Genomic DNA, 23,097 nt, shown 5'->3' with positions numbered 1-23,097 from the left:
ACCCGGCCTCAGTACCCCGGATACTCCTCGATCCTCTGCTCGAACTCTGCCCGGTCGGCGTCGCTGAGCAGCTCGGGTGCGAGGAACATGATCTGCAGCCCTTCCACCGGCTCGCCCGTGCGAGCCGCCTGCGCCTCGCGGGATGCCGTGAAGTCGCCGGTCTCGTCGTGCGAGGTGTCGTAGATCGTCGCGTAGAACCGGCGAGGGCCGGGGTAGTCGTCGCTGTACCACTCCCACACGTCCTGCGTGCGGGGGTCGGCCGACCCGTAGAGCTTCTCCAGCATGGATTCGTCGAGCCCGGAGGACGCGTCGTTCAGGGAGATGATCCCCCACATGTCATGCGCGGCCAGCACCTCGTCGATCACATCCATGACCTCGAGCTTGCGATCGTAGTCCTGCACGGGCTCGTTCGTGCCCCACTTCTGCGAGGTGTACTGCACGAGCATGGACTCGCCGCCGTACCCGTTGCGTTCCGGCCGGAGGTCCTCGTCTCCCGCCTTGGCCCAGGTGTACCCGAACTCCTCGCTGAGGCGGTCCTTGATCTCGGCCAGTGCGGCATCCGACGACTCCCGCACCTGCTCGAGCGACGGCTGCGCCAGAACGTCCGAGTTCGAGGTGCCCTTGACACCGGGGTAGGCCTCGGCGTGCTTCTGCTCCTCGGTCTTCCGGCCCTCGTAGCTGCCCGATGCCGAGGTCTGCACGGCTCCCATCGCACCGACGGTGGCGGTGTTGAACAGCAGGGCGATCGACAGGGCGACGGCGCCGAGGCTGCGCCCTCGCCGCGTGATGAGCGCGGCGACCGCGACGCCCAGGACGATCAGCTGCAGGGCGAGCATCGTGACGCCGTAGATCGTGTCCGTTCCGCCGGCGAGGAATGTGCCGAGCAGGATCACGGCGAACAGGATGCCGGAGACGAGTGCGATCCACCCCACGGCGTTCGCCGGCTGCTTCGGCGTCTCGATCGTCGCCACCGCGTTCTGCGCCGCGATCGCACCGGGGTCCGGCGTGCGACGCGCTCCGCGGTAGCCGCCGGGAGGCGGCAGCGGCGGCGCCCCGTCGGAGTTCGTGACGTAGCGGGCGCGCTGTTCTTCGGGATCTACCATGGCCTGTCCGTCCCCGAACCAGAACCGTCGCCGTCCTCGTTCTCCTGGCGCTCCTCGCGGCCCTGATTCAGCCGGTCCTCGAGGTCGCCGAGCTGATCGTCGCTCGGCCCTTCCTGCTCGGGCTGCTCCTGCGGCTCCTCGCGCTCGCCGCTCTGCTGCTCCTGCTGCTTCTGCTTGAGTCGATCCTCGAGCTCGTCGATGGTGTCGCCCATGCTGCGCTCCGGATCGGAGGACTGCTCGTCGGCCTCCGGCTCCCCGCACTCCGGCGGCGTCTCCAGCGTCACGGTGAGCGCTTCGGCGTACAGCGCTGCCGCGCCCGGGCCGTCGCCCTCGTCGCGCGCCGCATCGCCCATCTGCTCGATCACGAGCGCGAGATTCACACGGACTCCGCAGACCTCGAGGCCGTGCGCGAGGGGCAGGGCCTCCTCGAACTTCGCGCGGGCCTCCGGCAGCTGCATCGAGGCGGCGAGCCCGACCCCGACGTTGAACGGCGCCTTGTACGGCTCGAACCAGTTCAGGAACTCCTGCCCTTCGCCGGCGCGGATCGTCCCCTCGTAGTCGCCCACGACGTAAGAGGTGATCGACTGGTGCGCGAACGCGTACATGCTCAGCAGCTTGCCGGTGAACAGCAGTGCGGCCACGGTCAGCGGGAGCGTCCCGATCGCGATCCATCTCCGGATGCTGCGCCGCCGTCGGTTCGCGGCGAGCAGCGCGGCCGCGGCCTCGGCCGTACTCGGTGCGGGAGCGGTCATCGGTCACCTCCCGCGCGCCGAGAGGGCGGGGTGGACAGCCCCCGCAGCCGGGCGACGCGTGCGGTCGCCACGGCGAGTTCGATCGCGAGCAGCAGGGCCGTGACGACCGCGGCGATCCAGTAGAGCTCGATCACGTTGCCGACCTCACCGGACTCCGCATAGTTCGTGGTCGTCGTCGGCGCCTCGGGGAGCTCGACCGCGGCATCCGCTGTCCGGTGCTGGTACGGGACACCGAAATCGTCCGCGATCGCCTGCAGATTCGTCTCGTCGATCACCGACAGCGCGTCAGCGCCCTGGTACTGGATGTACGAGCCACCCGAGTCGCCGAGGGACGTGTCCCGCATCGGCCCGCCCTCGGTCGTGCCGTAGCCGAGCACGGCTCCGCCGTCGGTGTACTCGGCGCTCGCCGCGAACGACTCCGGTTCGCTGGCCACCGTCTGCTCGCCGTCGCCGAAGTAGAACACCATCCGCGAGCGATCGGGAGACGTCTCCGCAGCGCTCCGGAGCGTCTCGGACACCAGCGCGCTCGCGATGCCGATCGATGAGCCCTGCGACTGCGCGGTGACCTCTGGGCGCAGGACCTCCATCGCCGAGGCGAGAGCCGTGGTGTCGGTGGTCAGCGGCATCCGCAGGTCGGCGGTGGCATCGAACGTGACCAGCGCGAAGCGGGCGCCCGGGTACTCGTCGATGATCGACTGCACGTCCGCACGGACGCCTTCCAGGCGAGGCCGCTCGCCGTCCCAGTCCTCGGCGACGATGCTGGCCGTCGTGTCGACGACCAGGACGATGTCGGTGTCGGTCGCGAGCGTCTGGCTCGTCCCGCCGGGGATGCCGGGGCGCAGCAGCAGCGCGCAGCACGCCAGGACGAGCGCGAGACGGAGAACCCAGAGCATCCGTCCGCGGGCGCCCGGTGCCTTGATCAGGCAGAACACGGTCAGCGCGACCAGCGGCAGACCGATCAGTGCGATGAGCCAGGGATTCAGAACGGGTTGGAAGATCACAGTCGCACCCTCCACAGCACCACGATGAGGCCGAGCACTGGCAGCACCAGCAGGACGATCCACAGGTTCGGATCGTCGCTCCGCACCACCTGCGCCTGCCCTCGGAGTTCGGTGGCCTCCTCCTCCTGCACCTGCGCGACGATGTCGGCGACCGTGGTCGTCTCGCGCAGGCCGAAGGCTGCGCCGCCGGTCGCCTCGGCCGCAGCGATCAGCTCCTCGCTCGGTTCGGTGTCCTTGCCCTCGACCGGGTTCAGCGCGAACACCCGGATCTGCTTGGATGCCGCGTACGCCGCCGCCTCCTCCAGCGTCACGATCGACGCGCCGTTGACCTCGTTGTCCGTGGCCAGGACGACCGATCGGCTGCGGTCGTCGCCCTCGTGGTCGAATCCCATGGCGCATGACGCGAGTCCGTCGCCGATGAGCGAGGCGCCAGGACCGTTCAGGGTGCCGACCCAGTGCTCGGGGATCTCCTCGGCGTACTCGAAGCTCTCGTTGATGCGCTGCAGGTGCTCTCGAACGAAGTCGTAGTCGTCGGTCAGGGGGAAGATCTGCACGGCCGAGCTGTTGAAGATGACAAGACCGATGCGCTCGCCCTCGAAGCCGTCCAGCAGCTCGTCGAAGACGGTCAGCACCTCGATGTCGACGTCGGTCATGGAACCGGAGACGTCCAGGCAGAGCATGATGTCCCTGCTCGTGTTCACCGGCTGGATCGTCTGCGACGACATCGGGCGGGCGGCCACGACACCTGACAGCAGCACGGTCACCGAGGCGAGGGCCAGCAGTCCCCCGAGCGCGAGGGCACGCCGGCGCACCGCCTGCCGGAACGATCCCAGTGCGCGCAATCGCTCGGCACGTGCGATCGGGGCGGCGTCTGCCGCGGCATCCGCTCTGCGACGGCGGAGCCCCAAGAGAAGGCCGATGCCGACGGCGATGAGTACCGCGAAGACGGCGCCGACGAGCATCCAGATGTTCGCTAGTTCCATGCCGTCACCACCGTTCGGGCGGCGGACACCCCGGCGGCCGGGTCGATGGCCGGTCCGCGGCGGAAGACGCTCGGGTAGTAGTGCCGGTGCAGCGCGTCGATGAGCGCGGGGTGGACGCCCAGCGCGATGAGGTCGTCGAGGGCGAGCACCGGTGCTTCGACGCCGCTGTACTCGTTGACGAACGCGCGCACGGTGCGGCTGAGCTCGAGATTGGCGCGCTTGGCATCGATCTCGCCGTTCGCGTAGGACGCCTCGATCCGATCGATGTGCTGCAGGTACTCGGTGCGCAGCACCGCGAGCACCTCGTCGGTCCGCGTCGGACCCAGCGGTGCGGCTCCCGCGAGCTCCAGCCGTCGCTTCGGGCGGGTGAGGACGACGACGATCCAGGCGGCCAGGATCAGGAGAGCCAGGATGCCGAGGGCGAGCAGCATCCAGCCCCAGCCGTACTGCGCCGGGGGATAGAGCTCGTCAGAACCGGACATTGGCCCTCCGGTTCAGCATGCGCAGCAGCGCCGTGACCGCGTCGTCCTGCGTGTCCAGGTCGACGCGGCTGATCTCGAGTTTGTCGAGCAGCTCGTCGCGCCGGGCGGCGTCGGCGGCGGCGAGCGCCGTGAGCTCGCGGACGATCGCCTCGTCGCCCTGCACGAAGTCCGGCACCTGCCAGCGGCTGTAGACGTCGGCGCGGACCCGGCCGGTGGTGTGGTCGAGGACCGGGTCGGCGTCGCGCAGCGCGATCCACAGCACGTCGTGCTGCACGCGCAGCCGGCGCAGGAGCCGTTCGGTCTCGTCGGTCACCGGGGCCTCGTCGGTGACGACGACGAGGATCATTCGCCGCGAGATGGTCCGGGCGACGTAGCTCAGCAGTCCCTCGCGGTCGCTCGGCGCCGTGCTGGTGTCGACGGCGTGGTCGATGCGGCGGAGGGCGTGCTCGAGCGCCCCCTCGCTGCGCGCCGGTGCCATCCGTCGGATGCCGGACGCGTCGCCGTGCACCACGGTGAAATCATCGCCGTGCCGCAGCGACAGGATGCCGAGGGCTCCGGTGGCGAGGATCGCGAGTTCCTTCTTCGGGCGTTCGTCGTGCGCGAGCGCCGTCATGCCGCGGCCCGTGTCGACGACGAACATCACGGTGTGCATCCGCAGCGCCCGGTGCCGCTTGACCAGCGGTGTGCCCTGCTTCGCAGTCGCGCGCCAGTCGATGTCGCGCACCTGATCGCCGTACTCGTAGGCGCGCAGGTCCTCGAAGTCGTGGCTGCGCCCGCGCATGAGCGATGCGTAGGCGCCGTCGAGCGCGTGCATCGACTTCTGCGACGAGTGGATGAAGAGCTTCGCCCTCACCCGCGTGATCAGGCTGGCCATGCGTTACGGGGTGGGCACCGCGGCGAAGATCTGGTCGATGATGTCCTCGCTGCGCACGCCCTCGGCATCCGCTTCGAACGTCAGCAGGACGCGATGGCGCAGGACCAGGTGGCGGAGGGTGCGGATGTCCTCCGGGACGACGTGCGTACGCCCCATGAGGAGCGCGAGGGCTCGGGACGCCTGCAGGAACGCGATGGATGCTCGAGGGCTCGCGCCGTACTTGATGAGTCGCGCGCGTTCTTCGCCGATGTACGGCGCCGGATTCCGGGTGACGTAGGCGAGCTGGACGATGTAGTTGCGGATCGATGCGTCCACGTAGACGCGGCCGGCGATGTCCTGCAACTGCTCGATGTCGGCGAGCGAGACCGCACTGCCGACGTGGCGGTCGGGGTCGAGCACGCCGGAGTCGATGCGGTTGAGGATCTCGAACTCCTCGGCGGGGCTGGGGTATTCGACGATCTCCTTGAGGAGGAAGCGGTCCATCTGCGCCTCGGGGAGCTCGTAGGTGCCCTCCTGCTCGATCGGGTTCTGCGTCGCGATGACGAGGAACGGCCGCGGGAGGTGGTGCACCTCGCCGCCGATCGTGGTCTGGTGCTCCTGCATCGCTTCGAGCATGGCCGACTGCGTCTTGGCGCTGGAGCGGTTGATCTCGTCGAGCAGCACGAAGTTCGCGTGAACGGGGCCGAGGACGGTGCGGAAGGATCCGGTCGCGGCGTCGTAGATCTGATTGCCGGTGATGTCGCTGGGGAGCAGGTCCGGTGTGCACTGGATGCGCTTGAACTGTGCGCGCACGGTGTCGGCGAGGGTGCTCGCGGCGGTGGTCTTCGCAAGACCGGGGACGCTCTCGAGCAGGATGTGACCGCCCGCGATGAGGGAGATCAGCAGGCTGAGGCGCAGTCGCTCCTGGCCGACCATCTTCGCCGAGTACGCATCCGTGATGATGCGGAGGATCTCGGTCGCGCGTGAGAGCTCGGCATCCGTCGTCTGGGGACCGGATGCTGCGGTGGTCGTCGGCGCCGATGCGGTCGGTGCGCTCGGTGCGCTCGCAGCCGTGGGGACGCTGCTGATCGGCGGAGCCGGGGCGGGCGGGGGCGGAGGGACCGCCGGGCCGCCGTTCGACGCGGGGTAGGGCTGGTTCATCTCGGTCTCCTCGCTCGCACCCGGGGGACACGTCGGTGCCGTCCCCCGGGAGACAGCGTAGCCCGCGGGTCAGTGGCCGGTGACGCCCTGGAGGCCGACCGCGACCTGGATCGCGGCTCGACGCAGAGAAGAGGTCCGGCGGCCGACGTTCACGCGAACGGGGGATTCGCGCGTTGGGGAGGGGGTGAACGTCGGCCGCCGAGCTTGTGGGGGAACCTGGTCAGCGGCTCCGTCCGTCGTCATCGCGACGGTCGTCATCATCGCCGTGGCGATGGTCGTGGTTCTTCCGGTCATCTGCGTGATGCCCGCGGTCATCATCGCGTCGCTGGTCATCCGGCACGAAGCCGGCATCGTCGGGTGGGCGGTGGGGCTCCGGGTTGACGCGCGTCGGGCCGTCATCGTCGCGGTCGCGATCGTCGCGGCCGCGACCGTTCCCGCCGGGATGGTCGTCCTCGACCGGGGCGATCACCGGCGGTGCGACGGGCGTCGGTGCGACGGGCGTCGGAGCGTTGTGCGCCTCGAACTCGACGTCCTCCTCGGCGGGTTCCCGGGTGGCCGGCGGCGGTACAGGCACCGCGGACGCGGCCGGTTGCACCGGAACGGCCGTGCGGATCGCGGTGCTCCGATCGAACAGCGGCTCGTCGCTCGTGACGACATCGGTCACGACGCCTCCCGGGACGATCATGCTGGTCGACTCCCGGTCGGATGCACCGAACGCGGAGGCCACGGCAGGGGCGGCCACCGCGACCAGGCCGAGCGCACCGGCGACGGCAGCCGTCACCAGGGTCTTCCTGTTCATCGTTGCCTCTCCCCAGACCGCGCGAAGGTGCGCGTCCCGCATACCAGGATGAAGGACGGATCTAAGGCGCGGGGTAAAGGAAGATGAAAGCTCTTTTAGATCCATCGGCATGGGTTCCGGCATCCGCATCCCCGACAATGGTTCCCATGCCAGTGCGCGAGCCGACCGCACCCGACGCGCGTTCCTCCGACGCCGCCGGGTTCTCGGTGCGGGCACGGCTGACACTCGTCATCACCCTCGTCGCAGCGCTGGGCATGCTGGCGGTCGGCGTGGCCGTCTACGCCGTCGAGCGCCATCGCATCATCGAGAGCGTGCAGGATCAGCTCCGCGCGGACCTGGAATCCACTCGTCTGATCGTCGGAACTCCGCCGGACGGCGGATGGACGGATGCTTCGGATGCGCTCGCGAGCATCATGAGAGTGCTCGTCCCCGGCGAGACGAGCGGCGCGATGGGCTTGATCGACGGCGAGGTCGCGCTCGTTCCCGGTGTCGGGCGAGACGTCGACCCCAGCGCGGACACCGGTTTCGTCGCCAGGGTGGTCGAGGAGACCGCCGGTGGAGACGTCGTGGCCGGCACCTACCGCGAGAGCGGGAAGGACTGGTCCTACCTCGCGGCTCCCGTCGAGGTCTCGTCGGATCCGGGTGCGGACGCTCTGTTCGTCATGGTCTACGACCTCGATCTGGAGTTCGGCGGGCTCGAGCTGTCGGCCCGCGCCTACCTGCTCACCGCGATCGGTGCGGTGGCCGTGATCGCCGCAGTGTCCTGGTTCGTCGCCACGCGGCTTCTGCGACCGCTGCGCGAGATGCGCGAGATGGCCGAGCGCGTCTCGGCGCTGTCGCTCGACGAGCGCCTGCCGCTGCGCGGTCGAGACGATGTCTCCGGCCTGGCTCTCACCATGAACGGGATGCTCGACCGCATCGACGATGCGATGGCCGCGCAGCGGCGGCTGCTCGGGGACGTCGGGCATGAGCTGAAGACGCCGCTCACGATCGTGCACGGTTACCTCGACGTCATGGACGCCAAGGACCCCATCGACGTCGAGCACACCCGCAGGCTCGCGGTCGATGAGATCGAGCGCATGGGACGCCTGGTCGGCGACCTCGTCGACGTCGCCGTCCTGCTCGATGACGAAGGACTGCGACGTGCACACGTTCCGGCCGGAACGCTGCTGCGCACGATCGCGCAGAAGGCGACGATGATCGCGGACACGGACGTCGTGCTCGGCGAGATCGCCGAAGCGGATGCCGAGATCGACGCCGCCCGCATCACCCAGGCCATGCTGCAGCTCATCCAGAACGCGGCGACGCACGGCGGCGGTGCGGTCGAGATCTCCTCCGAACTCGTCGGCTCTCGCCTGCTGCTGCGCGTCCGGGACCACGGCCCCGGCATCCCGGACGAGGACAAGCAGCGCATCTTCGAGCGCTTCCAGCGGCTTCAGGAGGGTGGCAGAGGCCCGGACGGCAGCGGCCTCGGACTCAGCATCGTCCAGCTCATCGCGGAGCAGCACGGCGGCGAGGCGCTGGCCGAGGATGCCGAGGGCGGCGGCGCGCTGTTCACGCTGAACATCCCGATCTCGCCATCCGCGGCATCCGGTGCAGACGACGCGGATACGCTGGATCCGCAGGCGCGACCGACGGGAGGCGAGTGAGATGCCCTCCATCCTCATCGCCGACGACGAACCGCGCATCGCCGGCTTCCTCGAGAAGGGGCTGCGCGCGGCCGGCTTCGCCACCCGCGTCGCGAACAACGGCCGGCAGGCGCTCGAGCTCGCCCTCACCGATGAATTCGACCTGCTCGTCCTCGATGTCAACATGCCGGAGATGACCGGATTCGAGGTGCTGGAGCAGCTCCGCGGGACGGGCTCGCAACTGCCGATCATCATGCTCACGGTGCGCATCGAACTGCGCGACACCGTCGCCGGTCTCGAGGGCGGCGCGGACGACTACATCGCGAAGCCGTTCCGCTTCGAGGAGCTGCTCGCCCGCATCCGTCTGCGCATGCGGCAGACCAGGACGCCGACGATCAACGAGCTCGTGCACGGCGATCTCGTGATCGACCTGTCAGCACGACGCGCGCGGGTCGACGGCGTCGAGATCGACCTCACCGCGCGGGAGTTCGCGCTCGCAGAGGAGTTCGTGCGGCATCCGGGCCAGGTGCTCAGCCGCGAGGTGCTGCTCAGTCGCATCTGGGGGTACGACTTCGATCCCGGGTCCAACGTCGTCGACGTCTACATCGGCCACCTGCGCGGCAAACTCGGCGCCGAGCGCATCGAGACGGTCCGCGGCATGGGCTATCGGATGCCGTGACGTTCGTCCGCGTCCGTTCGTCAGGAGCGGATGCCGCGGCGCCGGCCGATCCACACCACGAACGCGCCCACACCGACGATGACGGCAGCGATGCCGAGGATGTAGCCCGCGACTCCGACATACCCGGCGGGCACCTGGTGCGGATCGAGGAACGGGTACGGGTACCACCAGGGACGTCCGTACAGCGGCGAGGTGATGTGTTCGCCGCGCACCAACGTGTAACCGGCCCACACGATCGGGAACGCGGCGACGATCCACAGCGCGGACCATGGCAGGCCTCGGCGGCGTGGGGCGAAGAGGACGTCGAGCAGCATCACCAGCGGCATCACGACGTGCAGCGTCTCGTTGGTCCACACGTCCGAGAGGCCGGCGAGCGGAATGTTGCGCAGCAGGATGTTGTACACGATGCCGGTGACGATCATGTACGAGCTCGCGCAGACCAGGATCGTCGCGAGCCACGCCGGTTCGAGGTCCGTGCTGCGCCGGTGGCGCAGCATCCAGATGCCGCCGATCGCCAACGCGATCACCGCGACGAGGTTCGAGAGGATGGTGAAATAGCTGAAGAAGTTCACCACGACCGTCGGCAGATGCGACCCCCACTCGGTGTCGGCCGCGAGCGCATTGCCGATGGCGAGCCAGGCCTGCCGGGTGATCGCGGCCGCGCCGAGCACGGCTGCTGCGAGACGGACGTACGGCCACCAGGTCATGTGTGCCTCCCGGCGTCAGCGTAGCGGTCATCGCCATCGGTGGATATATCGGTGCTGCGATGGCAGAAGCGCGCCCGTGATCGGCGGGCGCGCGCGTAGGGTGGGGGAGAACTGGGGGGTTCGCGGCGGGAGAAAGGCCGAGGACATGGGACTGATCGACGCCAAGCTGGAAGAGCGGCTGCGCGTGCACAGGAATGACGCGAGCTCGCTGGGCGACCGCGTCTACGACGTCATTCGTGATGCGATCGTGGCGGAGCAGCTCGAGCCCGGCGAGCGGCTGAGCGACAAGGAGATCGCCGAGGCGCTCGGCATCTCGCGCACCCCCGTGCGCGAAGCGCTCCAGCGTCTGACGTGGATCGGGCTGATCGAGGTTTCGCCGAGCCGGTTCACGCGCGTGACAGAGGTTTCTGCCGAGATGGCGGCCGGAACGCTCGAATACACGGGATTGCAGGCGGGCCTCGCGCTGCAGCTCGCCGTCCGCCGGATGGACGAGGCCGAGCTCGCAGAGGCGATCTCTCTTCTCGACCGCATGATCGAGGCATCCGATCGTGACGTCGCCGAGGATCTCAGGCGCGCAGCGCAGGCGTTCATCGGGCACCTCGTGCAGCACTGCGGCAATGCCGTGCTCACTCGCGTCATGACGGAGGCCTCACCGCTCCTCGAACGGAACCTCCGGCGGGCGCAGCTCGACCTGCACCCGCGTACGGAGTCGTACCGTCGGATGCGCGAGGCGATGCTCGCGCGTGACGCGGACGCAGCCGAGCGGTGGCTGCGCAGCCAGCACAGCGAGATCCAGCGCTAGGACGGCTGCGCTGGCCCGGTTCTTCCGCGGGGGTTCCGCGCGCCGCCGGTATATCGCTAGAGTCGCCCCGAGGGGCACTGGCGCAGGGCGACGGAGGGCGCATGAGCGACGGAAGCGATGCAACGGGCGTGCCCGTGAAGCGACGTCTGAGGCCGCGCGGGGGACTCAGCATCCAATCGAAGCTGCTGATCATGCTGCTCAGCGTGAGCCTGGTGTCTTCGATCGTGGTGGGGGCGATCGGGTTCATGAACGGTCGTCAGTCGTTGCACGACTCGGCGGTCGATCAGCTCATCACGATCCGTTCGATGCGAGCAGCCGAGGTGGCGGAGGCCATCACTGACCTGCGACTGGCCGCATCGCTGAATTCGCGTAATCTCAGCGCTCAGAACATGTCGGTCGCGATCAACGCCGCCTTCGACGAGCTCGCGCAGCAGGAAATCACTCCCGAGCAGCGGGCGCAACTGGAGGACTACTACGCCGACACGTTCATCCCGGCGCTCGAAGGGCGCGCGGACGAGGACTACGGCGACAGCGCGTTCATCCCCGAATCGACGGCGGGGCAGTACGCGCAAGTGCACTACACGATCGGCAACGAGGACTTCGACGCCGACTACGATCGGCTGCTCGGCATGAACGATGCGGGGGACGGCTCGGCGTACTCTGCGGCGACCGGTCGTTACGGCGACTACTTCACACGGTTGGTGAACGAAGCCGGCTATGAGGATGCCCTGCTGCTGAATCTCGACGGCGACGTCGTCTTCAGCGCCTACAAAGGAGTCGATCTCGGCACGAACGTCCTGACCGGACCGTACCGCGAGTCGCAGCTGGCTCAGGCCTACTCGGACGCGATCGCCACCAACTCCGTCAGTACCGTGGTGCTCACGGACTACGAGCGATGGATTCCTTCGATGAACGTCCCCGCGATCTGGGCGGTCTCGCCGGTGGGCAACGACGAACGCATCACCGGGGCCATCGCCTTCCAGATCTCGATCGACACCATCAATGACGTCACGACCGGGGGCCAGAACTGGAAGAACCAGGGTCTCGGCGACACCGGCGAGGTGTACCTCGTCGGTCTCGACGATCTGATGCGCAGCAGTTCGCGACGTCTGATCGAGGATCCGGAATCCTATGCGCAGCGTGCCATCGCCGGGGGGACACCGCCGTCGGTCGCGGAGCGCATCGCCGCCGTCGGCGGCACAGTCCTCCTTCAGCCGATCAACACCTTCGCGGTGGCCGAGGCGCAGGCAGGGCGGACCGGAACGACCACGGGCACCGACTATCACGGCGGCGACAGTGTGACCGCGTACGCGCCGCTGGAGATCGAGGGCCTCGACTGGGTGATCATCGCCCGCATCGATTCGGCTGAGGCGTTCGCGCCCGTCGCCGACTTCACGCGCAATGTGCTGCTGACGCTGCTCGGCATCATCCTCGCCGTGTCGCTGCTGTCGCTCGCGCTGGCGCAGGTCTTCACGCGTCCGATCCATCGACTGGTCGGCGCCGTCCATCGCGTCGCCGAAGGAGATCTGGACGTCCAGGTGCCGCAGGGTTCGCGCGATGAGTTCGGTGATCTCGGCAGCGCCTTCAACGACATGGCGTCGAGCCTGCGCATCAAGCAGGACCTCATCGACGAGCAGCAGAAGGAGAACGAGAAGCTCCTGCACACGCTCATGCCGGAGAGCGTCGCGGCCAAGTACCGCCAAGGCGATGAGGCCATCACGGAAGCGCACGAGAACGTGTCGGTCGTGTTCGCCGAGCTGGTCGGGTTCGACGAGTTCGCCAGGGACCTGACGGCCGAGCAGGAGATCGGCCTGCTGAACACGCTGATGCGCGGGTTCGACGAGGCCGCCGAAAGGGCGGGAGTCGAGAAGGTGCGCACGCTCCGTGGCGGCTATCTCGCCTCATCCGGTCTGGCGATCCCACGCGTGGACAATGTGCGCCGCAGCGTCGAGTTCGCGCGAGGACTGCGAGAGGCGGTCGAGCGCTTCAACGCGCAGAACGGCGGGTCCATCGCGATCAGGGCCGGCGTCGACACCGGCACCGTGACCAGTGGACTCGTCGCGCGGACGAACCTGGCATACGACCTGTGGGGGGATGCCGTGAGCCTCGCGTATCGCGTGCGCTCGGTCACCGGCGACCCGGGGATCTACGTCAGCCAGACGGTGCGCGATCGCACGCAGGAGCTCTTCACCTACGTCGAGGCGGGGACGGTCGAAGTTCAAGGCCGGACCGAGACCGTCTGGAAGGTGGCCTGAGATGGCCGAGGCGTTCCAGAACGGTTGGGCCTGGTGGGTGATCACCATCGCGATCGGTGTTCCGGTGCTGCTCGTCGTGCTCACGGAGCTCATCGGCGCCTTCGCTCGGCGGGGCAACCCGGTCGCGGGGCCGCTCCGGCTGCTGCGCAACTGGGTGATCCCGTCGGGGGCGCTGTTCGCGCTGCTGCTGTTCGCGATGCAGTCACCGGCCGATCAGGTCTGGGTGCGGGTCGTGGCGACGGTGTTCGGCTTCCTGGTCATCCTGCTCGTGCTGTCGTCGTTCAATGTCGCGTTGTTCGCCAACGCTGAGCCGGGTTCGTGGCGGGATCGGATTCCGACGATCTTCGTCGAGATCGCCCGTCTCGCGCTGGTCGTCGTGGGGCTGGCGCTGCTCTTCTCCTGGGTGTGGGAGGCCGACGTCGGCGGCCTGATCACCGCGCTGGGCGTGACCTCGATCGTGATCGGACTGGCGCTGCAGAATGCCGTCGGCGGCGTGATCTCCGGTCTGCTGCTGCTGTTCGAACAGCCGTTCAAGATCGGTGACTGGCTCGATGCCGCCGGCGTGAGAGGGCGGGTCGTGGAGGTGAACTGGCGTGCAGTGCACATCGACACCGGTTCCGGCATCCAGATCGTGCCGAACTCCAGCCTGTCCGGAGCGTCGTTCACGAACCTGAGCGAGCCCGAAGGTCCGTACTCGGCCACGACCGAGGTGAAGTTCTCCACGGACGACCCTCCGCACGAGGTCATGGCATTGCTCATCGAGATCGCCGATGCGCTTCCGATGCGCGTACGCGGGGAGCGGGCCGGCGTGGGGTACAGCGGCGGTGGTGCATACAGCGTCTCGATCCCGCTGTCCGGTCCGTCGGACGCCGGACAGGCGCTTTCGATGTATCTTTCGTGGCTCTGGTACGCGGCGCGGCGGCGCGGGTTCGCGTTGGATGGCGACTCCACGGATCCGCTGGCCGAGCCCGAGCGGGTGCGTGCGGCGGTCGCCGAGATCGCGCCGACGCTGCACCTGCGCGACGACGACATCGAGTCATTGGCGTCCAGCGCCCGGCTGGCCCGCTACGGAGTGGGTGAAGTCGTGCTCCCCTCCGGCGTGATCCCCGAAGCGGTCAACGTCGTGTTGTCCGGACGCGCTTCGCTCGCGCTCGAGGTCGATGGTGCGCGCATCGAATTCGCCAGTGCCGAACCGGGAGAGATCATCGGCCACACCGCACTCACCCGCGAGCGGTCGCAGGCGGTGACGGTCGCCTCCGAGATCCTGACGGTGGTCGAAGTGCCGTTGGAGACCGTGGACGCGCTGATCCGCAGCCGACCGCGACTGGCCGCAGAGATCGGCGGGGCGCTCGAGATGAAGCGCCGTCTGGCGTCGGATCGACTGGCTGAGCTCGGCATCGCTCGCCGGGTCATCTCAGAGCGCTGATGTAGGCGAAAAGGGGGTGTCCGTCCCCCTTCGATAGGATGGAGCCGCCCGAAGCGGGCCAGCTCATCGGCCGGTGCAAACCCGGCGAAAGCAAGGGGGTTCACCCATGCCAGGAATCGTTATCGTCGGCGTCCAGTGGGGCGATGAAGGCAAGGGCAAGGCCACCGACCTGCTCGGTGAGCGCACCGACTGGGTCGTGAAGTTCAACGGCGGCAACAACGCCGGGCACACGGTTGTCGTCGGCGACGAGAAGTATGCGCTTCACCTCCTGCCCTCCGGCATCCTGTCCCCCGGTGTGAACCCGGTGATCGGCAACGGCGTCGTGATCGACCTCGAAGTGCTCTTCAGCGAGCTCGAGGCGTTGTCCGCCCGAGGCATCGACGTGTCGCGCCTGCGCGTGAGCGCGAACGCGCACATCATCACGCAGTACCACCGCACGCTCGACAAGGTCACCGAGCGCTTCCTCGGCAAGCGTCAGATCGGCACGACCGGCCGGGGCATCGGACCGGCGTACGCCGACAAGATCAACCGCGTCGGCATCCGCGTGCAGGACCTGTTCGACGAGAACATCCTGCGTCAGAAGGTCGAGGGCGCGCTCGATGCGAAGAACCACCTGCTGGTGAAGATCTTCAACCGCCGGGCGATCACCGCCGATGAGATCGTCGTCGACCTGCTCTCGTACGCCGAGCGACTGCGGCCGATGGTCGCCGACACCGGCCACCTCATCGACGAGGCGCTCGGACGCGGCGAGGTCGTCGTCTTCGAGGGCGGCCAGGCCACGATGCTCGACGTCGACCACGGCACCTACCCGTTCGTCACGTCTTCCTCCGCGACCGCCGGCGGCGCGTCGACGGGATCCGGCGTCGGCCCCGGCGCGCTCGACCGCATCGTCGGCATCGTCAAGGCGTACACGACGCGCGTCGGCTCCGGTCCGTTCCCGACCGAGCTGTTCGACGAGCAGGGCGAATGGCTGCGCAAGCAGGGCTTCGAGTTCGGCACGACCACCGGTCGCCCCCGCCGCGTGGGCTGGTACGACGCGCCCATCACGCGCTACGCCACCCGTATCAACGGCATCACGGACCTCGTGCTCACCAAGCTCGACATCCTCACCGGACTGGAGAAGATCCCGGTGTGCGTGGCGTACGACGTCGACGGCGTCCGTTTCGACGATGTGCCGGTGAACCAGACCGACTTCCACCACGCGAAGCCGATCCTGGAGTACTTCCCCGGATGGACCGAGGACATCTCGAAGGCGCGCAGCTTCGCTGATCTGCCGCAGAACGCACAGGACTACGTCCTCGCGCTCGAAGCGATGAGCAACACCCGCATCTCGGTGATCGGCGTCGGCCCTGAGCGCGACCAGGTCATCGTGCGCCACGACCTGCTCGACTGATGACCCGGTTCTGGGTCGGCGGCTACGGCCCCGCCATGGAGGGTTCGGCGGACGGCATCGGCCTCCTCGCCGGAGATGCGCACTCGGCGACTGCGCTCGCCTATCGGGGTGCGGTCGCCCAGGCGCCGTCGCCGTCGTGGCTGGCTCCGCATCCTCGGCTCGATGTCGTCTATGCGGCGCTGGAGGGGGATGCCGCGGTGCAGGCGTTCGTCCGCACCGGAGAGTCGGCGCTCACGCCGCTGGGCGAGCGCGTTCCGGTGGGCGAGTACGTCTGCCACCTGGCTGTCGCACCGAGCGGGCAGTACCTGATCGCCTCGTGCTACGGCGACGGCAAGGTCGTGCGGATCGGTCTCGACGCCGATGGTCGTCCGGTTCCGGATGCCGTGGACAAGGCCGCCGCGCTGCGCGCGGCTCTCTTCGGCGACGCCGGATCGGCCCCCCGCACGGGCGTCGGGTCGGCGGCGTCCGACCCGTACGGGACCCCGGTCGGAGCGGACCCGCGGGCGTCCCACGCGCATGCGGCCGCATTCCTGCCGGACGGCCGCGTGGCGACGACCGACCTCGGTTTCGACCTCGTGCGCTTCTGGCGACCCGGAGTCACCGGGCTCATCGTGGATCACGAGGTCGTGCTGCCACAGGGGACGGGGCCGCGCCACATGGTCGTGCACCCGAGCGGTCACCTGCACATCGTGACCGAGTACTCCTGCGAGGTCTTCACGCTCGCGGCGGGCCCGGACGGCCGATGGGTCATCGTGTCCGCGATTCTCGCGAGCCCTGCCGCTGAGGTCGGCACGGATTTTCCCGCCGAGCTCGCCCGCAGCCGCGACGGTCACGTGCTGTACACGGCGCTGCGGGGCAGCAACACGATCGCCGCCCTCCGCGTGCACGGTGCCGGCGATCGCCTCGAGTCCATCGCGCTGGCCGACTCCGGTGTCGACTGGCCGCGTCACCATCTCGTCTTCGAGGGCAAGCTGCTCGTGGCGGGTCAGCGCTCCGACACCGTCGCACTGCTCGATCTCGATGAGCGCACCGGCGTACCCCTGGGCATCCGCCACACCGCGCAGGCCCCGGCGCCGACCCACATCCTTCCGGTGCGCTGACGCGTTTCGTCCCGGGCGGGAATCGTGGTCTCGCCGGCTGGTGCGCAGTTGGGCGGCGTCACTGGTCTCGCTTCGGACGTTGATCAGTCGTTCCACCGTGCGCGTTGACGGGTCGCGGCGTCACTGGCGTGGCCGTGTGCCTGTCGGTGCGTGGCCCGACTCCCGCCGGTGCGTGGCCGACCTTCCCGCCGGTGCGATGACTCGAGTCCCCATCGGTGCGTGGCTATGTCCCCACCGGTGCGTGGCCCGACTCCCGCCGGTGCGTGGCCCAGCTCCCGCCGGAGCGATGAACCGAGCTTCCGACAGCGCGATGACTCCAGTCCGGCCAGTGCGCGGCCTCGCCCCGGCCAGTGCGTGGCCTCGCCCCCGCCAGCGCGATGACGTGAGTCCCCGCGGCAGAGCCTCCCCGTCGTCGCGGCCGCGCTCGCGGTGTGTGGTCAGGCGGCGAGGGTGTAGCGGGCGGTGCCGCCGAGGCGTGGGGTGCGGGTGGGGTCGACGTGTGGGGGTGGGATGAACCAGACGCGGGCGGCCGCGCCGGTGCCGGTGGTGCGGATGTCCCATCCGTTGTCGTGGATGCGGTGGTGGCAGTTTTCGCAGAGCAGCACACCGTTGTTGAGGTCGGTGGTGCCGTGGTCGCGGTGCCACCAGTTGATGTGGTGGGCGCGGGTCATGGAGGGTGGGAGGGTGCACATGGCGCATCCGCCGTCTCGTTCGACGAGGGCGAGGCGTTGGGTGCGGGTGAAGAGGCGTTTCTCGCGTCCCCAGTCGAGGGGTTCGCTGTCGGTGCCGAGGACGGCGGGGATGACACCGCCGGAGGCGGCCATCCGCCTCACGGTGCCGATGCAGATGGGCTGATCGATTCCGTCGATGGTGGCGTATCCGGTGCCGGTGGTGAGGTCATCGAGCGCTACCCGGACGATGACGGTCGCTCCGGCGAGGGCGGGGGCGTTGTTGTCGCAGCCGAGGCCGTGCGCGCACAGTTCGGCGAGTCCGTCGGCCTGGATCTGCGCGACGGTGCGGCGGTCGGCGTCCGGGGCGTCGGGGTCGAGCGTGTTGGCGCGGGCGGCGAACACGGCGGTGACGTACCCCTCCAGGGCGGCCTTGATGGGTGCTCCGGTGGCGACGTCGACGTCGCCGTCGAGGTGCAGTCGTCCGTCGCGCTCGTACATGACCAGGGAGTTCTGCGCCCGGGCGGCTTCTTCCCGCGGGGCGACACCGTCCGGATCCAGGAAAGCCTCTGCACGGGTGGTGAGCGTGCGAACTTCGTTGAGCGACAACTCCGCCGCCTTGCGGGCCAGCAGCGCTTCGGCTTGACCCAGCCGGTCGGTGTCGATCTTCAGCCGGACCCGGTCCAGCAGGTCGATGATCAAGCCTGCCGCGGGCGTCCCGATCCGGCCCGCGGTCAACGCCGCCTGCACGGCGGGGTACTTCGCCGGCAAAGGGGCCCCGAGCAGATCGCTGCGCGGTGCCGTGGCCTCCCCGACTTTCACCAGCCGCGACGCGTCCCCCGCCGAACGGCCGGTCACGGTAGCCACGAACTGGGCGGCATTGCGGAACCCCTGCTCCTTCGCCAATGACTCCGCGCCGAGCTCACGGCGCGACTCGTACGCGATCCGGGCGGCGACCTCCGCCTCCAGCCCGTCCACGACCCGATGCAGTCTCCCGAGAGCGTCGTTCGCCGTGACCAGCCCCGCCCGGTCGAGATCCCCCGCATGCCCAGCATCCGCCCACACCCCATCGAGGCGGGAAACCGCCTCGTGCAGAGCATCCAGATGGGTCGTCGTCGACATACCCTCAGACTATCAAAACAGCTCGGAGAATAGAAGAGATGTTCGGAAGATATTTTCGATGAAACGGGTGTCTCGTCCACTGCTAGCGTGACGACGTGAGCGACTATCGAGCGGTGTTCGACGCCGAGATCTCCTTCGTCAACGGCGGCGGACTGAGCACGGAGGGATTCCGCCTCGACCTTCCGGATCGCGATGTCACGGAGGCGGACGTCGCGCGAATGCTCGTGCAGCATCTGGGTCTCGCGCTGGTGGGGGAGGTCCGCTTGAGCCGGCTGCAGATCGTCGAGGAGAAGCACCGAGGCAGCCGCGGCATCCCGGCACGGACCGATGCGCAGGCCCCCGTCGGCTTCCGCCTCGTCGATCTCAGTCACACGATCCGAGCAGGACTCGTGACGCTGCCAGGCATCCCGGCTCCCGAGATCAGCCCCGTGCTCACTCGGGAGGAGGCCGAGAGCCGGTACGCGCCAGGCACCAGCTTCGTCATGGACACCATCTCGCTTCCCGGGAACACCGGCACCTACCTCGACACCGCGTTCCATCGCTACGAGGGCGGCGCGGATCTCGCGGCGCTCGCCCTGGAGACCCTCGTCGATCTGCCCGTCGAGGTGTTCCACCTCGAGGATGCGCGCACTCGCGGAATCCCGGCCTCGGTCTTCTACGATCGCGACGTCCGCGGCAAGGCGGTGCTGCTGCACACCGGCCATGACCGGCTCTTCGGCACCGAGGAGTACGCGTCGGATGCCCCGTTCCTCGACGAGGAGGGCGTCCGGTATCTCGCCGAGCAGGACGTGACGCTCGTGGGGATCGATTCGGTGAACATCGACGACATGTCATCGGATGCCGCGGGTCAACGACCGGCGCACTCGGTGTTCCTGGCATCCGGCATCCATGTGGTGGAGCACCTGACGAACCTGGGGGACCTGCCGCCGAGCGGGGCATCCGTCACCGTGGTGCCGCCCAAGGTGGAGAATTTCGGGACGTTCCCCGTCCGAGCGTTCGCCAAGGTGCCCGTCGCTTGACCTCAAGTTATGTTGAGGTCCTAGCGTCCTCATCATGACAACGAGAACAGACGCGACGCCGACGACAGCAGGCGCTTCGCCGGGCATCCTGAGCGGTGCATACCTGTGGATCACGATCGGCGCCTGCGCGCTCGTCTTCCTCGGAGCCTTCGAATCCCTGGCCGTCACGACCGTGATGCCCGCCGTCAGCGCCGATCTCGACGGCGAGCGCCTGTACGCGCTGGCATTCGCCGGACCGCTGGCGACCGGCGTCATCGGTATGGTGATCGCCGGCAACTGGTCGGATCGCCGAGGACCCGTGGCTGCGCTGTACGCGGCTGTGATCGTCTTCGTCATCGGCCTTCTCATCGCCGGGCTCGCACCGACCATGGAGATCCTCGTCGCCGGACGATTCGCGCAGGGGCTCGGAAGCGGGGCCCTTATGGTGGCGCTCTACGTCGTCGTCGCCCGCGTGTATCCGCAGGATCTGCACCCGGCCATCTTCGCCGGTTTCGCTGCGGCCTGGGTGATCCCGTCGCTGGTGGGACCGACTATTGCGGGTGTGGTGGCAGAGCTCTGGGGGTGGCCGTGGGTCTTCCTCGGCGTCGTCATCCTCGTCGTCGTCGCGCTGGTGATGGTGGTCCCGGCGCTGCGCGGACTGTCCCGCGGCGGCGACCCGACCACCCCCTGGGCGATCGGACGCCTGGGCTGGTCGGTGCTCGCCGCACTCGCGGTGCTGGGGCTGAACCTGCTCGGCGACATCCCCGGCGCGGGACCGCTGCTCGCCGTCGTCGCCACGGTCGTCGCGCTGATCGCCGTGCGCCCGCTCGTCCCCCGAGGCACGCTGCGGGCACGCCGTGGACTGCCCTCGGTGATCCTCGTTCGAGGGCTCGCCGCCGCTGCGTTCTTCGGTGCCCAGGTGTACCTGCCGTACCTGCTGACGGATCGGTACGCCCTCACCCCGACACTCGCCGGGCTCGCCCTCACCGGTGGTGCGCTGGCGTGGTCGGCCGCCGCCACCGCGCAGGGCCGCTGGGGTGCGCGCCTGTCCAGCGTGACGGCGATCCGCGCCGGGACGATCTTCGTGCTCGTCGGCATCGCCCTGGTGCTCGCGATCGCGGCCCTCGATCTGCCTGCCGCCGTGATCGCCGTCGCCTGGGTCGTGGCGGGACTCGGGATGGGGCTGATGAGCCCCAGGACCAGCGCTCTGACGTTGGCCATGTCGACACCGCAGACGCAGGGTTTCAACAGCTCCGCGATGACCGTGGCGGACTCGTTTGGAAGTGCGCTGTCGCTCGCGGTCACGGGAACCGTGTTCACGTCCGTCGCGGCCGTCCTCGACCCGTTCGCCGCGGTCTTCGTCGTGGCAGGCGGGCTGGCTGTCGCCGCCGCGGTGCTCGCCCCGAGGGTGAAGCCGGCGACCGCGGATGCACCGGTATCTGCGGTCGATGACCGCTACGGCAGAGGGGCGAACGGTGCCGTCGGTCGATGAGTATCCGCTCGGCGATGCTGCGGCCGCGCATGCCGCCATCGAACAGCGAAGACGACGTGCCGAGGTCGAGCTCGTCCCGTAGCCGGTTCGGTCAGATCCTTACGGATCGAGCACTTCCGGAACAAACCCCGTGACTCGGCGTTGCACATCGACAAGACTGTGGAGGGTGCAGCAGATGACAGACGAGTACGACCTCATCGTGATCGGGGCGGGTCCCGTCGGCGAGAACGTGGCGGACAGAGCGGTGCAAGGCGGGCTCACCGCCGTCATCGTGGAGAGCGAACTGGTCGGCGGCGAATGCTCCTACTGGGCGTGCATGCCGTCGAAGGCGCTGCTGCGTTCGGGTCAGGCGCTGCGTGCGGCCCAGCGCGTCGCCGGTGCGGCCGAGGCCGTGACGGGGACGCTGGATGCCGCGGCCGTCCTCGCCCGGCGCAACTCGTTCACCAGTGACTGGTCGGATGCCGGGCAGGTCGCGTGGCTCGACGAGGCCGGCATCGACCTCGCCCGCGGTCACGGCCGGATCACCGGCGAGCGCGAGGTCACCGTCACGAACGCCGACGGCGGCACGCGCGTGCTGCGCGCGCGTCACGCCGTCGCCATCAGTACCGGAACGGATGCCGTGATCCCCGGCATCCCAGGACTCGCGCAGGCGCAGCCGTGGACGAGCCGCGAGGCGACGAGTGCGCAGGAGGTGCCCGCCTCCCTCGCGGTCATCGGCGGTGGCGTCGTCGCCGTCGAGATGGCGACCGCCTACGCCTCGCTCGGTTCGCACGTGACCGTGATCGCGCGCGGCGAGATCCTCGGGTCGCTCGAGCCGTTCGCGGGCGAACAGGTCGCTGCGGGGCTGCGCGATCTCGGCGTCGACGTGCGCACCGGCACGGCGACGGAGCGCGTCGCACGCGATGAGAGCGGCGTCACGATCACGCTCGGCGACGGTGAGAAGGTCACCGCCGCCGAGGTCCTCGTCGCCACCGGCCGTCGCCCCCGCAGCGGCGACATCGGACTGGAGACGGTCGGCCTGGAGCCCGGCCGCTACGTCGACGTCGACGACACCCTGCGCGTACCTGGAAACGATTGGCTCTACGCCGTCGGAGACGTGAACGGGCGGGTGCTGCTCACCCACCAGGGCAAGTATCAGGCGCGCGCGGCGGGCGATGTCATCGCTGCCCGCGCACAGAGCGAGGATGTGCGCGACGACGCCTGGGGGCGGCACGTGGCGACCGCCGATCACCGAGCGGTGCCGCAGGTCGTCTTCTCCGACCCCGAGGTCGCAGCCGTGGGCCTGACCGCGGCGGAGGCGCGCGATGCAGGGTTCGAGACCGAGGTGGTCGACTACGACCTCGGCGGGGTCGCCGGCGCGAGCCTGTATCAGGATGGCTACCGCGGGCAGGCCCGCATGGTGGTGGATGCCGAGCGCGACGTGATCCTCGGCGTCACGTTCACCGGGCCGGACGTCGCCGAACTGCTGCACGCCGCGACCATCGCGGTCGCCGGTGAGGTCCCGATCTCTCGACTGTGGCACGCGGTCCCCGCGTATCCGACCGTCAGCGAGATCTGGCTGCGGCTGCTGGAGCAATACGGTCGCCGGTCCGCGTGACGCGCGCGATGCGGACCATCCGATTCCGCATCCGCTCCGAAGGCATAGAGGAACACGAGAGGACGGTCGCGCGATGGCCCCAGTCGTGACGCGCCG

General features: G+C 69.0%; 20 protein-coding genes. 10 read left to right on the top strand and 10 right to left on the bottom strand.

Annotated features, from left to right (window positions below; all coding sequences use genetic code 11):
- Positions 1-8: 8 nt before the first annotated feature.
- From ACFCYE_RS01560 to ACFCYE_RS01525, 8 genes are all read right to left on the bottom strand, one after another.
- Entirely contained in the window at positions 9-1,103 is a 1,095-nt protein-coding gene (locus ACFCYE_RS01560; RefSeq protein ID WP_376175792.1) for a hypothetical protein, read from the bottom strand.
- Entirely contained in the window at positions 1,097-1,855 is a 759-nt protein-coding gene (locus ACFCYE_RS01555) for a hypothetical protein (protein ID WP_376175791.1), read from the bottom strand. The genes ACFCYE_RS01560 and ACFCYE_RS01555 overlap by 7 nt, the downstream gene beginning before the upstream one ends.
- Positions 1,852-2,856 carry a VWA domain-containing protein gene (locus ACFCYE_RS01550; protein ID WP_376175790.1) on the bottom strand — a complete coding sequence of 335 codons (1,005 nt, stop codon included), beginning with the start codon at positions 2,854-2,856 and terminating at the stop codon, positions 1,852-1,854. The genes ACFCYE_RS01555 and ACFCYE_RS01550 overlap by 4 nt, the downstream gene beginning before the upstream one ends.
- Positions 2,853-3,839 carry a VWA domain-containing protein gene (locus tag ACFCYE_RS01545; RefSeq protein ID WP_376175789.1) on the bottom strand — a complete coding sequence of 329 codons (987 nt, stop codon included), beginning with the start codon at positions 3,837-3,839 and terminating at the stop codon, positions 2,853-2,855. Before ACFCYE_RS01545 ends, ACFCYE_RS01550 begins: the two co-directional genes overlap by 4 nt.
- Positions 3,830-4,321 (bottom strand): hypothetical protein, encoded by a 492-nt coding sequence (locus tag ACFCYE_RS01540; RefSeq protein WP_376175788.1) that lies wholly within the window; start codon positions 4,319-4,321, stop codon positions 3,830-3,832. Before ACFCYE_RS01540 ends, ACFCYE_RS01545 begins: the two co-directional genes overlap by 10 nt.
- Entirely contained in the window at positions 4,308-5,195 is an 888-nt protein-coding gene (locus ACFCYE_RS01535) for a DUF58 domain-containing protein (protein ID WP_376175787.1), read from the bottom strand. The genes ACFCYE_RS01540 and ACFCYE_RS01535 overlap by 14 nt, the downstream gene beginning before the upstream one ends.
- Before the next feature lie 3 nt (positions 5,196-5,198).
- Entirely contained in the window at positions 5,199-6,335 is a 1,137-nt protein-coding gene (locus tag ACFCYE_RS01530; RefSeq protein ID WP_376175786.1) for an AAA family ATPase, read from the bottom strand.
- Between the two features lie 220 nt (positions 6,336-6,555).
- On the bottom strand, positions 6,556-7,134 hold the full coding sequence (locus ACFCYE_RS01525) for a hypothetical protein (RefSeq protein WP_376175785.1): 579 nt from the start codon (positions 7,132-7,134) through the stop codon (positions 6,556-6,558).
- Positions 7,135-7,280: 146 nt separating this feature from the next.
- On the opposite strand from ACFCYE_RS01525, the gene ACFCYE_RS01520 reads away from it, so the two are divergent.
- Positions 7,281-8,783: an ATP-binding protein gene (locus ACFCYE_RS01520; RefSeq protein ID WP_376175784.1), complete on the top strand. Its 1,503-nt coding sequence runs from the start codon at positions 7,281-7,283 to the stop codon at positions 8,781-8,783.
- Position 8,784: 1 nt separating this feature from the next.
- Entirely contained in the window at positions 8,785-9,441 is a 657-nt protein-coding gene (locus tag ACFCYE_RS01515; RefSeq protein ID WP_376175783.1) for a response regulator transcription factor, read from the top strand.
- A 20-nt stretch (positions 9,442-9,461) separates the two neighbouring features.
- Here the strand turns inward: ACFCYE_RS01515 and ACFCYE_RS01510 are convergent, their stop codons facing one another.
- Complete coding sequence (locus ACFCYE_RS01510) at positions 9,462-10,148, bottom strand: Pr6Pr family membrane protein (protein ID WP_376175782.1); 687 nt, start codon at positions 10,146-10,148, stop codon at positions 9,462-9,464.
- A gap of 145 nt (positions 10,149-10,293) precedes the next feature.
- On the opposite strand from ACFCYE_RS01510, the gene ACFCYE_RS01505 reads away from it, so the two are divergent.
- From ACFCYE_RS01505 to ACFCYE_RS01485, 5 genes are all read left to right on the top strand, one after another.
- Positions 10,294-10,950, top strand: coding sequence for a GntR family transcriptional regulator (locus ACFCYE_RS01505; RefSeq protein ID WP_376175781.1), 657 nt, complete (start codon positions 10,294-10,296; stop codon positions 10,948-10,950).
- 101 nt (positions 10,951-11,051) lie between these two features.
- Entirely contained in the window at positions 11,052-13,205 is a 2,154-nt protein-coding gene (locus ACFCYE_RS01500) for an adenylate/guanylate cyclase domain-containing protein (RefSeq protein ID WP_376175780.1), read from the top strand.
- A gap of 1 nt (position 13,206) precedes the next feature.
- The gene (locus ACFCYE_RS01495; protein WP_376175779.1) at positions 13,207-14,631 is read left to right on the top strand and encodes a mechanosensitive ion channel domain-containing protein; all 1,425 of its coding nucleotides are present in this window, start codon (positions 13,207-13,209) and stop codon (positions 14,629-14,631) included.
- A gap of 106 nt (positions 14,632-14,737) precedes the next feature.
- Positions 14,738-16,024, top strand: a complete 1,287-nt coding sequence (locus tag ACFCYE_RS01490; protein ID WP_376175778.1) for an adenylosuccinate synthase — start codon at positions 14,738-14,740, stop codon at positions 16,022-16,024.
- Positions 16,024-17,124: a lactonase family protein gene (locus ACFCYE_RS01485; RefSeq protein WP_376175777.1), complete on the top strand. Its 1,101-nt coding sequence runs from the start codon at positions 16,024-16,026 to the stop codon at positions 17,122-17,124. Before ACFCYE_RS01490 ends, ACFCYE_RS01485 begins: the two co-directional genes overlap by 1 nt.
- A gap of 437 nt (positions 17,125-17,561) precedes the next feature.
- Here the strand turns inward: ACFCYE_RS01485 and ACFCYE_RS01480 are convergent, their stop codons facing one another.
- Entirely contained in the window at positions 17,562-18,914 is a 1,353-nt protein-coding gene (locus tag ACFCYE_RS01480; RefSeq protein WP_376175776.1) for a DUF222 domain-containing protein, read from the bottom strand.
- Positions 18,915-19,009: 95 nt separating this feature from the next.
- Between ACFCYE_RS01480 and ACFCYE_RS01475 the strand changes: the two genes are divergently transcribed.
- From ACFCYE_RS01475 to ACFCYE_RS01465, 3 genes are all read left to right on the top strand, one after another.
- Entirely contained in the window at positions 19,010-19,933 is a 924-nt protein-coding gene (locus tag ACFCYE_RS01475) for a cyclase family protein (RefSeq protein WP_376175775.1), read from the top strand.
- Positions 19,934-19,967: 34 nt separating this feature from the next.
- Positions 19,968-21,404, top strand: a complete 1,437-nt coding sequence (locus ACFCYE_RS01470) for an MFS transporter (protein WP_376175774.1) — start codon at positions 19,968-19,970, stop codon at positions 21,402-21,404.
- 175 nt (positions 21,405-21,579) lie between these two features.
- Positions 21,580-23,001 carry a dihydrolipoyl dehydrogenase family protein gene (locus ACFCYE_RS01465; protein WP_376175773.1) on the top strand — a complete coding sequence of 474 codons (1,422 nt, stop codon included), beginning with the start codon at positions 21,580-21,582 and terminating at the stop codon, positions 22,999-23,001.
- The last annotated feature ends 96 nt before the right edge of the window (positions 23,002-23,097 follow it).

It is taken from the genome of Microbacterium sp. NPDC056234 (assembly GCF_042267585.1).
Taxonomy (GTDB): Bacteria; Actinomycetota; Actinomycetes; order Actinomycetales; family Microbacteriaceae; genus Microbacterium.
Note: the sequence above shows the minus strand (reverse complement) of the source record. Positions and strands in the feature narration are given on the sequence as shown.

Coding starts and splice junctions, on each gene's coding strand:
- ACFCYE_RS01560 (WP_376175792.1), bottom strand. CDS start 1,103: ATGGTAGATCCCGAAGAACAGCGCGCCCGCTACGTCACGAACTCCGAC.
- ACFCYE_RS01555 (WP_376175791.1), bottom strand. CDS start 1,855: ATGACCGCTCCCGCACCGAGTACGGCCGAGGCCGCGGCCGCGCTGCTC.
- ACFCYE_RS01545 (WP_376175789.1), bottom strand. CDS start 3,839: ATGGAACTAGCGAACATCTGGATGCTCGTCGGCGCCGTCTTCGCGGTA.
- ACFCYE_RS01540 (WP_376175788.1), bottom strand. CDS start 4,321: ATGTCCGGTTCTGACGAGCTCTATCCCCCGGCGCAGTACGGCTGGGGC.
- ACFCYE_RS01535 (WP_376175787.1), bottom strand. CDS start 5,195: ATGGCCAGCCTGATCACGCGGGTGAGGGCGAAGCTCTTCATCCACTCG.
- ACFCYE_RS01530 (WP_376175786.1), bottom strand. CDS start 6,335: ATGAACCAGCCCTACCCCGCGTCGAACGGCGGCCCGGCGGTCCCTCCG.
- ACFCYE_RS01525 (WP_376175785.1), bottom strand. CDS start 7,134: ATGAACAGGAAGACCCTGGTGACGGCTGCCGTCGCCGGTGCGCTCGGC.
- ACFCYE_RS01520 (WP_376175784.1), top strand. CDS start 7,281: ATGCCAGTGCGCGAGCCGACCGCACCCGACGCGCGTTCCTCCGACGCC.
- ACFCYE_RS01515 (WP_376175783.1), top strand. CDS start 8,785: ATGCCCTCCATCCTCATCGCCGACGACGAACCGCGCATCGCCGGCTTC.
- ACFCYE_RS01510 (WP_376175782.1), bottom strand. CDS start 10,148: ATGACCTGGTGGCCGTACGTCCGTCTCGCAGCAGCCGTGCTCGGCGCG.
- ACFCYE_RS01505 (WP_376175781.1), top strand. CDS start 10,294: ATGGGACTGATCGACGCCAAGCTGGAAGAGCGGCTGCGCGTGCACAGG.
- ACFCYE_RS01500 (WP_376175780.1), top strand. CDS start 11,052: ATGAGCGACGGAAGCGATGCAACGGGCGTGCCCGTGAAGCGACGTCTG.
- ACFCYE_RS01495 (WP_376175779.1), top strand. CDS start 13,207: ATGGCCGAGGCGTTCCAGAACGGTTGGGCCTGGTGGGTGATCACCATC.
- ACFCYE_RS01490 (WP_376175778.1), top strand. CDS start 14,738: ATGCCAGGAATCGTTATCGTCGGCGTCCAGTGGGGCGATGAAGGCAAG.
- ACFCYE_RS01485 (WP_376175777.1), top strand. CDS start 16,024: ATGACCCGGTTCTGGGTCGGCGGCTACGGCCCCGCCATGGAGGGTTCG.
- ACFCYE_RS01480 (WP_376175776.1), bottom strand. CDS start 18,914: ATGTCGACGACGACCCATCTGGATGCTCTGCACGAGGCGGTTTCCCGC.
- ACFCYE_RS01470 (WP_376175774.1), top strand. CDS start 19,968: ATGACAACGAGAACAGACGCGACGCCGACGACAGCAGGCGCTTCGCCG.
- ACFCYE_RS01465 (WP_376175773.1), top strand. CDS start 21,580: ATGACAGACGAGTACGACCTCATCGTGATCGGGGCGGGTCCCGTCGGC.